Origin of the sequence: Comamonas denitrificans, assembly GCF_017368815.1 — a bacterium.
GTDB lineage: Bacteria > Pseudomonadota > Gammaproteobacteria > Burkholderiales > Burkholderiaceae_C > Comamonas > Comamonas denitrificans.
Genome location: NZ_JAFNME010000007.1, coordinates 22,553 through 37,380, shown reverse-complemented (window position 1 = coordinate 37,380; position 14,828 = coordinate 22,553). Strand labels below are relative to the sequence as shown.

Genomic DNA, 14,828 nt, shown 5'->3' with positions numbered 1-14,828 from the left:
GTGCTGTGCCTTCGCCAAAAATTTAAGCCCGTGATTGTAGGTGGTGCGCCCAGTCTGCGGCAGCGGCCAGCGGCTGGGTGGTTTGCGCCCCTTGGCCATCGCGCAGGGCTTTGACGGTGACCTCGCCCCGCGCCAGCTCGTCGCCGCCAAAAATCAGGGCAAAGTGGGCCCCACTGGCATCGGCTTTTTTAAATTGCGACTTCATGCTGCCCATGCCTTGCTCGGTGGCGGCGTGCATTTGCACGCGCACCCCGGCTTCGCGCAGCGCCGTCAGGGTGGTGAGCACCTGGGGCATGGCCCCCGCATCGGGAACGATGGCATAGGCATCGGGCTGGGGCGTGGGGATGTCGGTGCCCAGCTCTTTGACCAGCTCCAGCACGCGCTCCACGCCCAGCGCCCAGCCCACGGCCGGGGCCGGCTTGCCGCCAATTTGCTCGATCAGGTAGTCGTAGCGCCCGCCGGCGCAGATGGTGCCTTGGGCACCGAGCAGGTCGGTGACAAATTCAAACACCGTGAGGTTGTAGTAATCCAGGCCGCGCACCAGGCGGGGGTTGAGCGTCCAGGGCACGCCGTTGGCATCCAGGATGGCTTGCACGCCGCGCAGGTGCGCCAGGGACGCTTCGCCCAGGTAGTCAATCAGCTTGGGCGCAGCGTTCACCATGGCTTGCATGGCGGGGTTTTTGGTGTCCAGCACGCGCAAGGGGTTGCTGTACATGCGCCGCTTGGCTTCCTCGTCCAGCACATCTTGGTGCTGCTCCAGGTACGCAATCAGCGCGGTGCGGTGCGCCTGGCGCTCTGCGGGCTGGCCCAGGCTGTTGATTTCTAAGCGCCATTGCGACAGGCCCAGGCGCTTCCACAGGGCCACAGCCAGCAAGATCAATTCGGCATCGACATCCGGCCCGGCAAAGCCCAGGGCCTCGGCACCGATCTGGTGGAACTGGCGGTAGCGGCCGCGCTGGGGCCGCTCGTGGCGAAACATGGGGCCGATGTACCACATGCGCTTGCCGCCGTCGTAGAGCAGGTTGTGCTCGACCGTGGCGCGCACCAGGCTGGCGGTGCCTTCGGGGCGCAAGGTCAGGCGCTCGCCGTTCAACTTGTCTTCGAACGAGTACATCTCTTTTTCAACAATGTCGGTCACTTCACCGATACCGCGCACAAACAGCTGGGTGTGCTCCACGATGGGCGTGCGCACATTGCGGTAGGCATAGCCGTCCATCAAGTCGCGCACCTGCGCTTCGAGCCACTGCCAGCGCTCGGACTGGCCGGGCAGGATGTCGTTCATGCCTTTGACGGCGCTTAACTTTTCGGGTTTTGTCATCTTGTTTTAGATTTTTAAAAAGAGCTTCTACCGCTTTATTGATAAGAGTTTCAGGGCAATTTTTACCTGAAACTGTTTATAAAAAAGCGCAAACAGCTATTAATTTTTTCCGTACCGCTGCTGGACGTAATCCAGCACGATGCGCTGAAACTCTTGCGCAATGTGCTCACCGCGCAGCGTCAGGGCTTTTTCGCCGTCGATGTACACCGGGGCCGTGGGCGCTTCGCCGGTGCCAGGCAGGCTGATGCCGATATCGGCGTGCTTGCTCTCGCCGGGGCCATTGACGATGCAGCCCATGACGGCCACTTTCATGCTTTCCACGCCTGGATATTGCTTGCGCCACACGGGCATTTGCGCCCGCAGGAAGTCATCAATCTCTTTGGCCAGCTCTTGAAAAACAGTGCTGGTGGTGCGCCCACAGCCGGGGCAGGCGGTGACGCTGGGCACAAACGAGCGCATGCCCAGTGCCTGCACGATTTCGGCCGCTACCACCACCTCTTGCGTGCGTGCTTCGCCCGGCTGAGGCGTGAGCGAGACGCGAATCGTGTCGCCAATGCCCTCTTGCAGCAGGATGCCTAAGGCCACGCTGGACGACACCGTGCCGCGTGTGCCCATGCCAGCCTCGGTCAGGCCCAGGTGCAGGGCGTAGTCGCAGCGCCGTGCCAGCTCGCGGTACACGGCGATCAAATCCTGCACGCCACTGACTTTGCAGGACAGCAAGATGTTGTCGCCGTTCAGCCCAAGCGCTTGCGCGCGGCGTGCCGAGTCAATGGCCGAGGTGATCAGCGCCTCGTACATCACCTGCCGCGCATCCCAGGGCTGGGGGCGCTGGGCGTTCACATCCATCAATTGCGCGAGCAGCTCTTGGTCCAGGCTGCCCCAGTTCACGCCGATGCGCACCGCTTTGTCGTGGCGGGCGGCGATCTCGATCATCTGGGCAAACTGCTTGTCCTTTTTGTCGCCCTTGCCCACGTTACCGGGGTTGATGCGGTACTTGGACAGCGCCTGGGCGCAGTCCGGAAAGTCGGTCAGCAGCCGGTGGCCGTTGTAGTGAAAATCGCCCACCAGCGGCACATTGCAGCCCATGCGGTCGAGCTGCTCGCGGATGTAGGGCACGGCCTGGGCGGCCTCTGGGGTATTGACGGTAATGCGCACCAGCTCTGAGCCGGCCTGAGCCAGATCGCGCACCTGGATGGCGGTTTCCACCGCTTCCACGGTGTCGGTATTGGTCATGGACTGCAGGCGCACGGGGGCATCGCCGCCCACCGTCACCACATGACTGCCCCACACCACGCGGGCCTGGCGGCTGCGCCGAGGCAGGGGTGCGGCCAGCGCAATGGGGCTGGCGGCCAAACATTCAACAGACACTTGTTACTTCACCTCAAAGCGGGCCACGTTGCTGCGGGCCACAGCCTGCAGATCAAACGGGGCACCATTGACTTCCACCGTCGCCAGATCGGCCTTGCCCACCGCCACCGTCAGCGGCTTGGGGGCAGAGGTGGAGAACACCTCGCCGTCTTGCAAAATTTTCTCAATCAGCAGGCGCTGCTGGGCATCCAACACCTGCACCCAGGTGGCCCCCTTGGCGGTAATGCGCAGCACAGGACTCACGCTGGCCGCTGCTGGTGCCGCTGGTGCTGCTGCTGGCTCAGCCTGAGCAACTGGGGCCGGGGCCGGGGCTGCAAAGCCAGGCTGAGCGACCTCTTCCTCCTGCAAGGCAGGCTGCATCAAAGCCGCAGCTTGAACCGTAGGGACTTCGCCGGCCTGGGCCCCATCGCCTTCTTCGGGCCCGGCAGGGGAGAACAAGGGGCTGTCGCCTACCGGGTCGGACGGGGCAGGCACCGTGGTGGACACGCCACGCACCCACTCTGGCGCCATCCACTGCACCCCAAGGTAGCCGCCCCCGCCCAGGACAATCAGCAACAACACCACCCAAGGCCAAGGGGAGTGTTGGGTTTTGGTAGCCAGAATCGATGGCACGCCACGCTCGCGCATGGGGGCGTTGAGCCCGCCCTGCGGTGCCAGGGCCGTCACTTTTTGCTGCGGCAACAATGCCAGAACCGGCGCAGCCTCTAGGTGCAAAGTGCGGCAGATGGTTTGCGCCAAAGCACGCAAAAAGACCACATCGGGCAAGCGCTGCCAGTCTTCATCTTCGAGGGCTTGGAGTTTTTCGACCGGCACTTTTAACGTCGCCGCCAAATCCCCCAGCGCCACCCCCTGGGCTTGACGCGCTTGGCGCAGCAAGGCACCGGCAGATACCGCTGCGGCAGGTGCCACCTCCTGTGGCAACGTTGTTTCTGTCGCCGCTGACATCGAATCACTCATCAAACGTCCCTTGCTCAAACTTCTCACGCTCTGGCGAAGTGGGGAAGCGCTGCACCAGCTGGCCTGCCAATTGGCGCACAGCCACGCTGTCGCCCAGCTTGCGCTCAACCTTGATCCCCAGCCACAAAGAGGCGGCGCTGACCCCTTCACTGTTATTCAACCGCTGCACATAAAAACGCGCTTTTTGGGCATTGTCTTGGTCAAACAAGACTTGCGCATAGTTCAGCGCGATCGACGGATTGCCCGGGTTCAATTCATAGGCCTGGGCCATCAACGGCAGCAAATCTTCTTTGCTCCCCGCCTGGCGCAGGCACACCACCTTGGCCAACAAGGTGCGGGCACGGTCTTCGCTGGCAAAGCGGCTGGCAGCCAAGGCTGCATCAAAGTGCAGCTGGGCCATATCAAAATTCTTTTGCTGGCACTGCGACCAGCCTTGGTTGTAACGGGTGTTGGGGTCCCCCGGGCGCAGCCTGAGCGCACGGTCAAAGCTGGCATCGGCCTTGAGGTAATCGCGCTCGGCCATGTAAATCCAGCCCTGCAGGTTATGGGCATCGACATACTCCGGGTACACCTGCAAAGCGCGCATCACTTCGTTCAAAGCGATTTCATTGCGCCCTTCTTGAAAGTGCATGGCCCCCAGTTGCAATCGGGTGTTGGCCAGGCGATAAACCTCGGACTCGGTGTCGATTCCCGTGCTCACTGCACTTGCACTGTCGTACATCGCCCCCGTGGTAGTGCAACCGGCCATGGCTGCCGCCAGTATCCCAACGCTTAAGCCCCATTGCAATCGACGTGCAATAGCCAACACAGAGGGCAGCAACCGAGACGGGACAAACGCTGCAGACATGAAGATCCTTTCACTTTCAACAACCAAAAAACCCTAGTGGGTGCGGTGAATGCGAATAGTACGTTGCTTTGCCATCCGGTCAGCCGCTCCAGTGCGATCTTTTACGTCGCCGGCCAACTGGCCGCAGGCCGCATCAATATCGTCGCCGCGCGTCTTGCGCACGGTGGTGACAATGCCCGCCTGCGTGAGCAACTGGGCAAAGCGCTGCACTGCCGCATTGCTCGAGCGTTGCAACCCCGACTGGGGAAAGGGGTTAAACGGAATCAAATTGAGCTTGCACCAGGCCTTGCCGTTGCCGTACTGGCGTACCAAGTCAATCAGCTGTTGTGCGTGCTCAGGCTGGTCGTTCACGCCATCGAGCATGCAATATTCAAAGGTGACAAAGTCACGCGGGGCAAACTGCAAATAGTCCTCGCAGGTCTGGAGCAATTCGGCTAGCGGATACTTTTTATTGAGCGGCACCAAGTAATCACGCAACGCATCGTTGGGCGCGTGCAGCGATACCGCCAGCGCTACCGGGCAGTCCTGGCCCAGGCGCTCCATCATCGGCACCACGCCAGACGTGGATACGGTTACCCGCCGGCGCGACAGGCCGTAGCCATGGTCATCCAGCATGATTTTCAAGGCCGGCACCAAGGCCGAATAATTTTGTAGCGGCTCGCCCATGCCCATCATCACCACATTGGTGATTACACGCTCAGAAGTTTGTAAGTGCTGGCGCAGAAAATGCTCGGCAAACCACAGCTGGGCAATGATTTCGCCGCTGGTCAGATTCCGGCTAAAGCCCTGGTGTCCCGTGGAGCAAAAACGGCAGCCCACCGCGCACCCGGCCTGGGAAGAAACGCACAGCGTGCCGCGGTCGTCCTCAGGAATGAACACCGCCTCGACCGCATTGCCATCGCCCACATCAAACAGCCACTTGATCGTGCCGTCACGCGATTCCTGCTGGGTGAGGATTTTCAGGCCTTCAATGCGGGCCTGGGCGGTGAGCTTTTCGCGCAGCGACTTGGCCAGATCGGTCATCTGGGCAAAGTCGGTCGCCCCGCGCTGGTGAATCCAGCGAAACAGCTGCGTGGCGCGAAAAGGTTTTTCCCCCAGTTCCTGGCAATACGCAATCAGGCCTGGGAGATCAAAATTCAAAAGATTGGTCAAGGAAGTCGTGGTAGTAGTGGTCATGATGCCCATGCCAGCGCAAGTGCGCGCACCAAAAGGCAACGCCCCATGCAGCGCCAAGGCCGCATGGGGCTTTTTGCTGTTAGCGCAAAAAATTAACGTGCGTAAACGTTCATGCCGGGGAAGAAGAAGGCAATTTCCACAGCGGCAGTTTCCGCAGCGTCCGAGCCGTGTACGGCGTTGGCATCGATGCTGTCAGCAAAGTCAGCACGGATGGTGCCCGCTTCGGCTTTCTTGGGATCGGTAGCACCCATCAGTTCACGGTTTTTCAGGATGGCGCCTTCACCTTCCAGCACCTGGATCATCACGGGGCCGGAGACCATGAAGTCCACCAGATCTTTAAAGAAAGGGCGCTCTTTGTGCACGGCGTAGAACTGCTCGGCTTCGCCACGCGACAGGTGGGCCATTTTGGCAGCCGCAATCTTCAGGCCAGCAGCTTCAAAACGAGCGTAGATTTGACCGATCACGTTCTTGGCAACAGCGTCGGGTTTGATGATCGAGAGGGTACGTTCGAGGGCCATGAAATATTTTTCCTAGAGTAAAAAATCTTAAACATCTTTTTTGCAAGAACAACAAAAGCACTTAGGCCTAGTTGGCAAAACGGGCGATTTTATCCGAAATGATTACAAAAGCCCACACACCCTCCACCCGGCCACACATAAAAAAGGCTTCCCTGCGGAAGCCTTTTTTCGTTCCAGCTGCGCGGAGCACACTGATTACACGCGTTTGCGGTATTCGCCGGTGCGGGTATCCACTTCAATCTTGTCGCCCTGGTCCACAAACAAGGGGATGGCCACTTCAAAGCCGGTGGCAATTTTGGCGGGCTTGAGCACTTTGCCCGAGGTGTCGCCTTTGACAGCAGGCTCGGTCCAAGTCACTTCACGCACCACGATGGTGGGCAGCTCGACCGAAATGGCTTTGCCGTCATAGAACACGACTTCAGCGGTCATGCCATCTTCCAAGTAGTTCAGGGCATCGGCCATGTTTTCGGCTTCCACTTCGTACTGGTTGTACTCAGCGTCCATCCACACGTACATAGGATCGGCGAAGTAAGAGTAGGTGCACTCTTTCTTGTCGAGCACCACGTTGTCGATTTTGTCGTCGGCCTTGAACACCACCTCGGTGCCCATGTTGCCCAGCAAGGCTTTGAGCTTCATGCGCACCGTTGCCGCGCCACGGCCACCACGGGCGTATTCGGTTTTCAGAACAATCATTGGATCCTTGCCGTTCATGATGACGTTACCAGCGCGGATTTCTTGAGCGATTTTCATAATTTAACTAGAGAGGAAAAAAGGGAATAAAGAGAAAGAGCAACCGCACCGGCCAAAGACGTAAAAACATGCAAAGGCATGACCCACGGTCAGCAAAAGCTGCGGATTTTAACTTTTTTCAGCAATAAACATTTGCAGTTGATCAATAAGGCTGTTTTGCTCCAGCAAACGCTGGCGCGCGGCCACGGTGCAAGCGCGCCACTGCGCCAGCATGGCGTGGTCAAGCAACGGCAAGGTATCAGGGGCCGCCATGCCATTCCAGGCCCAGTGAAAGTCCCGCAAACTGGCCGGGGCTTGCAGCCAATCCAAAAACGCTTGCAGCTTGGCATGGTGGGCACCATCCTCTTGCGGGTAGATGTGCCACACCAACGGCTGGCCCGCCCACAGCGCCCGCACCAATGAATCTTCACCCCGCACCAAATTGAGGTCACAGGCCCAGAGCAAATGATCAAACTCAGCTTGGCTGCAGGGGTTTAAAAATAAGAGCTGCTTGCGCTTATCCATCAAGGGATGAGCAGCGTTTTTATCTAAATATTCTTGCACCGCTGCAGTTGCCCGCCCTGGGGTCACCAGCAACTGCCAATCGGGCTGGGCTGCGCACTGTTGCAACCATTCCGGCAAGGCCGCCGGTTCATAACAAAACAAAGAGATCGCCAAAGATTGAGCACGCACGCCCTGCTGCTGGCGCCAATGCTGGCGATCAAACGCCGCCTGGCGCTGCGGCAAATCAGGCTCGCGCAGCAAACCGCCGGTCATTGGCGTAAATCCAGGATAAAAAAACCAGCGCACCAAGCCCTGCCCCGAGCCTTGCAAAATCGGGGACGGCAGGCGGTGGCAGCGCTCCACATAGCCTTCAGCGCTTAAATATTCCAAATTAATGAGCGGCACCGGTCGCTGGGCCAAGGCGAGCAAGTGCGCAGGCGGAGCCTCACAGCCAAAGGCCTCAATGACCACATTGGGCGCTTGCGCATCGTCCCATGGCGCATCGTAGGGCAGCACCTGCACCCCATTGGCACCCTGCGGGGCCATCCAGGCCAAGGCAGCCGGATCATCCACCCGCAAACATACGGCATGACCACGCTGGGCCAAATCGGCCGCCAGCCGCCAGCAAACGCCGATATCGCCAAAATTATCAATAACTTGACAAAAAATAGCCCAACGCAGAACTGGATGATCCATAAAAAACAGGCAAAAAAAATCCCGCAATTTTTATTGCGGGATTTTTAATAATTTGGTAGGCGCGATTGGATTCGAACCAACGACCCCCACCATGTCAAGGTGGTGCTCTAACCAACTGAGCTACGCGCCTGTCGTTGCGAAGATCGAATTGTAGCACCACTTTTTCGATGATTTTTCAAAAATACCGATTTATTCATTTATCCGTGTTTACAGCCGATCTGCCCTGCGTTTATCGCCTGCGTGCAGAGCGCACACCAGGCACGCCCGCAACCAACGCCAGCACTTTGGCTAAGCGCACAGCATCCGAGACTTCGACGGTAAACGTCATCCACGCCACATTTTTGAGTGACTGGGTTTGCACACCAATGACATTGGTTTTCTCCCGGGCAAAGACCTCAGAGATATCTCGCAACAGGCCTTGGCGGTCGCTGGCTTGCACGGCCACATCCACGGGGTAAACAGCGGCTTTGCTGTCAGTGCTAGGGTTGCTTGCGCCCCATGCCACATCAATCACCCGCTCGTGGTTGCAGGCGGCCATTTGCCGAAAATTAGTGCAATCGGTGCGGTGCACACTCACGCCTTTGCCACGCGTGACAAAGCCGGCAATCGGATCTGGCGGTGCCGGGCGGCAGCATTTGGCCAACTGGGTCAATAAAGAATCCACCCCCACCACCAACACCCCTCCTTTGCTCCCTTGGTTGGTGCGGGGTTTGCGCACCAGCAATTGGGGGTCGGTGTCCGGCGCAGCCGACTCAGCGGGTCGCAGCAAGGTTTCAATATTGCGCAGTGAATACTCATCCTTGCCCACCACTTCAAACAAGGCATCGGCCGATTTAAAACCCAGCTGCAGTGCCAAGTCGTCCAGTTTGAGTGCTGTTTTACCTTCGCGCTGCAGGAGTTTTTCGACCGACTCGCGCCCGCGTGCCACCGTTTCGTGCGTGGCCTGGGCATTGAACCAAGCCCGCACCTTGGCCTTGGCGCGGTTGCTATGCAAATAACCTAAATCAGAATTGAGCCAATCGCGCGAAGGGCGGCCTTCTTTGACGGTGATGATCTCTACCGTCTGCCCGCTTTTCAGTGCTGCATTAAGCGGCACCATGTTGCCATCGACCCGCGCGCCCCGGCAGCGGTGGCCCAAATCCGTGTGCACGCTGTAGGCAAAATCTACCGGAGTGGCCCCTTCCGGCAACTCAATCACCGCTGCATCTGGGGTCAGCACATAGATGCGATCGTCAAACAGCCCTTTGTGCGCTGGGTCTTCGGACAAATCCTTGCCCCAGGCCAGCAGCTGGCGCAAGACAGCAATTTTTGCATCGTATTGCCCGGTCGCACTCACTCCGGCATAGCCCTTGGTCCCCGCCTCTTTGTAGGCCCAGTGCGCAGCCACTCCGTTTTCTGCATGCTCGTGCATGGCTTGAGAGCGAATTTGAATTTCAATGGCCTTGCCATTTTCATCGCGCACCACGGTATGCAACGACTGGTAGCCATTGGGTTTGGGACGGGCGATGTAGTCGTCAAACTCCGACTCGATCGGCTTGAAATGCTGGTGCACCCATGACAAGGTGGTGTAGCAATCTTTCACCGTGGGAACCACCACACGCAAGGCCCGAAGATCAAACAGCTGGTCAAAACTCAGGCGCTTGCCGCGCATTTTTTTGATAATGCTGTAGATGTGCTTAGGCCGCCCTTGCACGCTGGCACTGATGCTTGCCGCCCGCAATTGGGCCTCTAATTTATGGCGCAGCTGCTCCAGGTACACCTCGCGTTCAGCGCGTTTTTCATCCAGAAGCTTGGCAATTTCACGGTAAGTTTGTGGCTCCAAAAAGCGAAATGCTAAATCCTCAATCTCCCACTTGATTTGCCAAATACCCAAGCGATTGGCCAGGGGCGCAAACACATGCAAAGCCTCGTGCGCCATGGCCGGAGCGATGGTTTGCTTACTGGCCGCATACCAGCGCAAGGTTTGCAGGCGCGAGGCCAAGCGCAGCAACACCACCCGCACATCACGCGAAAAACCCAGCAGCATTTTGCGCACGGTCTCGGTTTGCAAGCCTGGGTTTTGCGCCTGGGCCACCAAGCGCTCGGCATTGCGCGATTGCTGCTGCACGCGCATGAGCTTGACAGTCTCCACCGCCAAAGAGGCAAAGTGCGGGCCAAACGCCTTGGTGAGCACCTCCAGGGGCTTATTCAAGTGCAAGCTGGCATACACCAGATACACCGCCGCCTGCATGGTCTCTGAGCCGCCAATGCCTTGCAAAATTGCCGCTACGGCATCGGCGTGGGCCAAGGTGCCTTCGCCAGTGGAAAGGGTTTCACCCGCCAACAAGGGCTCGGCAAAGGTACGCGCCCGCAGCAAAGCATTGACCTGTCCCGGAATTGAATTGGCCGTCGCCGCGATTAAATCTGGTACATCGGCCACGGGCTGAACCGGCTGGGCAAGCACATTGGGGGGTGTGACGTTTTCACCCACTGTGGGGGGCAAGGAAGTTACGCTGCGCATACACGCCCCGGGTGGATGCCAAAGTTACAACAGGGCATTTATTTACCTAAATAAGAATTCTTTCACCAGCGCCACTTGCTCTGGCTGCACCAAGGTGGGGGCATGCCCCACACCTTCAAGCGTCGCGCTGTGTGCTTTGGGGCCGCGTTGGGCCATTTCCTGCACCGTCTTAGCGGTCAGCAAATCCGATTTTGCACCACGCAGCACCAGCGTTTGCGCGGTGATCGCGTCATACAAATTCCAGAGCAAGGCTTCACCCTGCGCGACCTGCTCTTGGGTCATGCCTTGCATCGGCACGGCAATTTTTGGGTCGTAGTGCAGGACAAATCCGCCCTCAGGCCCAGGGCGCAGCATCGGCCCAGACAAGGCCAGCCACTGTGCATCGGTATGCGGCCCGAAATCGGCCGACTGCACCCGCAGCCAAGCGGCACCTTCCTCCACCGAGGCAAAGCGGGGCGACTCGCCCACATACGTGCCAATGCGTTGCAGCGCCGACCACTCCAAGCGCGGCCCAACATCATTGAGCAATAAACGCCGAATCGGCACCGGCAAGGCCAAGTCTGGGGTTCCAGCAACCGCCATACCAATCAAACCGCCCATGCTGGTACCCACCCAATCAAGCTGCGCGATGGGGTACTGGGCATGCACCTGCGTAAGCAACACCAGCATATCGAATGCATATTGCGGCACGCCATAGGCCATTGGATCGGCCAGCCAGTCGCTTTGGCCACGGCCTGCGATATCGGGGCAAATCACCCGGGCATGGTGGCTGAGCGCCTGCGCCAGCACATCAAAATCACGTCCTTGCCGTGTTAATCCATGGACACAAACAATGACATGCGGATGGTCCACCTGACCGGTTTGGTTCCACTCCCAATAGCCCACACGGTGCTGATTCACACCGTCTTCCCCGCCTGGGACGGCGCGGGCGGCACCGGGGCACATTACGTAGTTCAGCCTAGATTCAATCATGGTAGAAAACATGCCACGGGGCATTTGATAATGAATGCTTCATCGTAATTCATTCTGCTGCTATCAAAGAGAGGCAAAGTCATCATGCTCACAGGAAAAACTGCTTTAGTCACCGGCTCCACCAGCGGCATTGGCTTGGGGATTGCCCAAGCCTTGGCCGCCCAAGGTGCCAACATCGTCCTCAATGGCTTTGGTGAGACTGAAGGCCCCATCGCGGCCGTACGCCAAGCGGCCGGCCAGCGTGCCATCCAAGTCGAATACCACGGTGCCGACATGAGCAAAGCCGACGAAATTGCTGCCATGATGGCTTTTGCCGCTGAGCGCTTTGGCCGGGTGGATATTTTGGTAAACAACGCCGGCATTCAGCATGTGGCCCCGGTGCAAGACTTTCCGGTGGAAAAATGGGATGCGATTTTGGCCATCAACCTCTCCAGCGCCTTTCACACCACCCGCTTGGCCCTGCCTGCCATGCAGCAAGCCAACTGGGGGCGCATCATCAACGTTGCCTCCGTGCATGGCTTGGTCGGCTCTGCCCAAAAATCAGCCTACGTCGCCGCAAAGCACGGCATTGTGGGCCTGACCAAAGTCACGGCCTTGGAAAATGCCACCACAGGAGTCACCTGCAACGCCATCTGCCCCGGCTGGGTACTGACTCCCCTGGTGCAAAAGCAAGTAGATGCCAAAGCGGCTGAGCACAGCATCTCCAACGCCGAAGCCACCAAACTGCTCTTGGGTGAGAAAGAGCCCTCGATGCAATTTACCACCCCCGAAGAGCTGGGCGGCTTGGCCGTCTTCTTCTGCTCACCGGCCGCCAACAACGTGCGCGGTGTGGCGTGGAACATGGACGGTGGCTGGGCTGCGCAGTAAGCGCACGGCACACCCTTTTTGTCACTGCGCATAAAGGCCTGCACCAAAGTGCAGGCCTTCTTAGTATTTGGCAATTTATGTAACTTTTAGTCAGGCAAACAGAAAATAACAATTAGTAACCACAGAACCCGGCACAATTGGCGCATGTTACAGATGCTGCCCGTTTGAAAGGATTTTGAGATGTCTACCTCCCCCAGCCGCACCGACAAAATCATTGTGGTCGATGACGATGCACGCATCCGCGACCTGCTGCGCCGCTATCTGACCCAAGAAGGGTTTGAAGTCTCGATTGCCGAAGATGGCAAAGCCCTCAACCGCTTGCTGCTGCGTGAAAGTGCCGACTTGATCGTGCTGGACTTGATGATGCCTGGCGAAGATGGTCTGTCCATCTGCCGCCGCTTGCGTGCGGCCCACGACCGCACCCCCATCATCATGCTGACCGCCAAAAGCGAAGATGTCGATCGCATCGTCGGCCTGGAAGTCGGGGCCGATGACTACTTGGGCAAGCCTTTTAACCCCCGTGAATTGCTGGCCCGCATCCACGCCGTTTTGCGCCGCCGCCCACAGCCAGAAGCGCCAGGGGCCCCCAGCAGTGAGAATGAAGTGGTTAATTTTGGCCCCTTCTGCCTGGACTTGGGCACCCGCGTGTTACTGAAAAATAACGAAGAACAACCGCTCACCACCGGGGAATTTGCCATGCTCAAAGCCTTGGTGCGCCACCCCCGGCAACCCCTGTCACGCGAAAAACTGGCCTTGCTGGCCCGAGGACGTGAATTCGAGCCCTTTGACCGCAGCCTGGACGTGCAAGTCTCACGCCTGCGCAAACTGGTGGAAGAGGATGCGGCCAACCCGCGCTACATCCAAACCGTTTGGGGCGTGGGCTATGTGTTTGTTCCAGATGGTGCGCACTAATGCCCAATAAGCCCAGTTGGCGCAAAGTGGAGCTCAGCCTCTTTTGGCGCACCTTCTTTTTACTCGCCGTGCTGATGCTCTCCAGCACTGGCGGGTGGCTGCAAGCTTTGCGTGCCTTCAACGCCCAGCCCCATGATTTGCTGGCGGCAGAGCAAACGGCCTCGCTGGTCAATCTCAGCCGTGCCGCGCTGGAGCATGCTGATGGCATTACCCAGGTAGCCTTGCTTAAAACCCTGGCGGATCAAGAGGGGCTGCGCATTCGCGAACGCAAGCCTAGCGACAGCTTCAAGCCCATGGCATTGACCCATGACAACCAGTACTTGCACGAAATCATCCGCCAGCGCCTAGGCCCGGACACCATTTTGGCCAGCGATGTGAACGGACAAGCCGGAACCTGGATCGGCTTTGACATTCACGACCGCCCCCATTGGCTGTTGCTGGAGCAGCGCCCCCCTCCCGTTTTGCCCGAAGAAAAAACCTGGCTGCTGTGGCTGATGGTGGCCGTGGTGCTGTCTTTTGCTGGCGCGGCCATGATTGCCCGGCTCATTAACCAACCCCTCAAACAGCTGCGCTACGCAGCCACCAGGGTGCGTGAAGGTGATTTTCTCGATAGCCAACTGGATGAAGAGGCGGCCACCAGTGAAATCCGCGAAGTCAATATCGGCTTTAACCGCATGGCACAAAAACTTGCCAGCCTAGAACAAGACCGCGCCGTCATGCTGGCGGGCATCTCCCACGACCTGCGCACCCCTTTGGCCCGCCTGCGCCTGGAGACCGAAATGAGCGTGACCGACGATGTCGCGCGGGAGCACATGATTGCCGACATCGTCCAGCTGGATGCAACGATTGATAAGTTTCTGGACTACGCCCGCCCCGACCACGTCCATCTCACCCCCATCAATCTGCATCAAGTGGTTTCCTCTTGCATGTACGCCGTGCAAAACCACCATGAGCTGCAAATCACCATGGAGGTTCCAGAGGACTGCGCCGTCTTGGCCGACGAGGTCGAGCTGGCACGGGTGATCTCCAACCTTTTGGAAAACGCACGGCGCTACGGCAAGACACCGGACACCGATATTGCCCAGGTCAATATCTCGGTGGACATCCGCCGCCGCCACGTGCGCCTGAAAGTGCGCGACCACGGCAACGGTGTACCGCCCGCACAGTTAGCCAAGCTGATCGAGCCCTTTTTCCGCAGCGACACCGCCCGCACCGCCGCCGCCGGGGCGGGGCTTGGCCTCTCGATCGTCGATAAAACCGTGCAGCGCATGGGCGGCCATCTGACCCTGCAAAACGCCGAAGGGGGCGGGATGGAAGCACAAATTCACCTGCGCCGCGCCAGCGACCTGGGCCAAAAAACCGAGCAACGTCTGCAGCGGCCCGCCATCAAGCGCCAGCTTCCGCCCGGCGTAGAGGCGGACATTCAAAAACAATAGCTGCTTGCGCATATTTATCAATAAATTA

General features: G+C 58.7%; 14 protein-coding genes and 1 tRNA gene. 4 read left to right on the top strand and 11 right to left on the bottom strand.

Annotation, left to right across the window (positions count from 1 at the left end; genetic code table 11):
• Positions 1–22 precede the first annotated feature (22 nt).
• The 8 genes from hisS to earP all read right to left on the bottom strand — a co-directional run bounded on the left by hisS (position 23) and on the right by earP (position 8,053).
• Positions 23–1,318 (bottom strand): histidine--tRNA ligase, encoded by a 1,296-nt coding sequence (gene hisS, locus J1777_RS04655; RefSeq protein ID WP_207574678.1) that lies wholly within the window; start codon positions 1,316–1,318, stop codon positions 23–25.
• A gap of 99 nt (positions 1,319–1,417) precedes the next feature.
• Positions 1,418–2,686 (bottom strand): flavodoxin-dependent (E)-4-hydroxy-3-methylbut-2-enyl-diphosphate synthase, encoded by a 1,269-nt coding sequence (gene ispG / locus J1777_RS04650; protein WP_207574677.1) that lies wholly within the window; start codon positions 2,684–2,686, stop codon positions 1,418–1,420.
• A gap of 3 nt (positions 2,687–2,689) precedes the next feature.
• Positions 2,690–3,643, bottom strand: a complete 954-nt coding sequence (locus J1777_RS04645) for a helix-turn-helix domain-containing protein (protein ID WP_207574676.1) — start codon at positions 3,641–3,643, stop codon at positions 2,690–2,692.
• The gene (locus J1777_RS04640) at positions 3,636–4,391 is read right to left on the bottom strand and encodes a tetratricopeptide repeat protein (protein WP_207574675.1); all 756 of its coding nucleotides are present in this window, start codon (positions 4,389–4,391) and stop codon (positions 3,636–3,638) included. Before J1777_RS04640 ends, J1777_RS04645 begins: the two co-directional genes overlap by 8 nt.
• A gap of 132 nt (positions 4,392–4,523) precedes the next feature.
• The gene (gene rlmN, locus J1777_RS04635) at positions 4,524–5,666 is read right to left on the bottom strand and encodes a dual-specificity RNA methyltransferase RlmN (RefSeq protein ID WP_207574674.1); all 1,143 of its coding nucleotides are present in this window, start codon (positions 5,664–5,666) and stop codon (positions 4,524–4,526) included.
• A 92-nt stretch (positions 5,667–5,758) separates the two neighbouring features.
• The gene (gene ndk / locus J1777_RS04630) at positions 5,759–6,184 is read right to left on the bottom strand and encodes a nucleoside-diphosphate kinase (protein ID WP_207574673.1); all 426 of its coding nucleotides are present in this window, start codon (positions 6,182–6,184) and stop codon (positions 5,759–5,761) included.
• 195 nt (positions 6,185–6,379) lie between these two features.
• On the bottom strand, positions 6,380–6,934 hold the full coding sequence (gene efp / locus J1777_RS04625) for an elongation factor P (protein WP_207574672.1): 555 nt from the start codon (positions 6,932–6,934) through the stop codon (positions 6,380–6,382).
• 108 nt (positions 6,935–7,042) lie between these two features.
• Positions 7,043–8,053 carry an elongation factor P maturation arginine rhamnosyltransferase EarP gene (earP, locus tag J1777_RS04620; RefSeq protein WP_341352933.1) on the bottom strand — a complete coding sequence of 337 codons (1,011 nt, stop codon included), beginning with the start codon at positions 8,051–8,053 and terminating at the stop codon, positions 7,043–7,045.
• Here earP and J1777_RS14495 point away from each other — a divergent pair.
• A complete protein-coding gene (locus J1777_RS14495) occupies positions 8,006–8,161 on the top strand; it encodes a hypothetical protein (RefSeq protein ID WP_341352934.1) in 156 nt (51 codons plus the stop codon). The two genes, earP and J1777_RS14495, sit on opposite strands and share 48 nt — an antisense overlap.
• 5 nt (positions 8,162–8,166) lie before the next feature.
• On the opposite strand, the gene J1777_RS04615 is transcribed toward J1777_RS14495, so the two are convergent.
• The 3 genes from J1777_RS04615 to J1777_RS04605 form a co-directional block, all read right to left on the bottom strand.
• Positions 8,167–8,243 (bottom strand) — tRNA-Val (locus J1777_RS04615).
• A 99-nt stretch (positions 8,244–8,342) separates the two neighbouring features.
• A complete protein-coding gene (locus J1777_RS04610; protein ID WP_207574670.1) occupies positions 8,343–10,613 on the bottom strand; it encodes a RelA/SpoT family protein in 2,271 nt (756 codons plus the stop codon).
• A 42-nt stretch (positions 10,614–10,655) separates the two neighbouring features.
• Complete coding sequence (locus tag J1777_RS04605) at positions 10,656–11,585, bottom strand: alpha/beta fold hydrolase (RefSeq protein ID WP_207574669.1); 930 nt, start codon at positions 11,583–11,585, stop codon at positions 10,656–10,658.
• 84 nt (positions 11,586–11,669) lie between these two features.
• Here J1777_RS04605 and J1777_RS04600 point away from each other — a divergent pair, with 84 nt between their 5' ends.
• The 3 genes from J1777_RS04600 (at position 11,670) to J1777_RS04590 (ending at position 14,800) form a co-directional block, all read left to right on the top strand.
• On the top strand, positions 11,670–12,452 hold the full coding sequence (locus J1777_RS04600; RefSeq protein WP_242700387.1) for a 3-hydroxybutyrate dehydrogenase: 783 nt from the start codon (positions 11,670–11,672) through the stop codon (positions 12,450–12,452).
• A gap of 180 nt (positions 12,453–12,632) precedes the next feature.
• Positions 12,633–13,364: an osmolarity response regulator transcription factor OmpR gene (ompR, locus tag J1777_RS04595; RefSeq protein ID WP_207574668.1), complete on the top strand. Its 732-nt coding sequence runs from the start codon at positions 12,633–12,635 to the stop codon at positions 13,362–13,364.
• A complete protein-coding gene (locus J1777_RS04590; protein WP_207574667.1) occupies positions 13,364–14,800 on the top strand; it encodes an ATP-binding protein in 1,437 nt (478 codons plus the stop codon). Before ompR ends, J1777_RS04590 begins: the two co-directional genes overlap by 1 nt.
• The last annotated feature ends 28 nt before the right edge of the window (positions 14,801–14,828 follow it).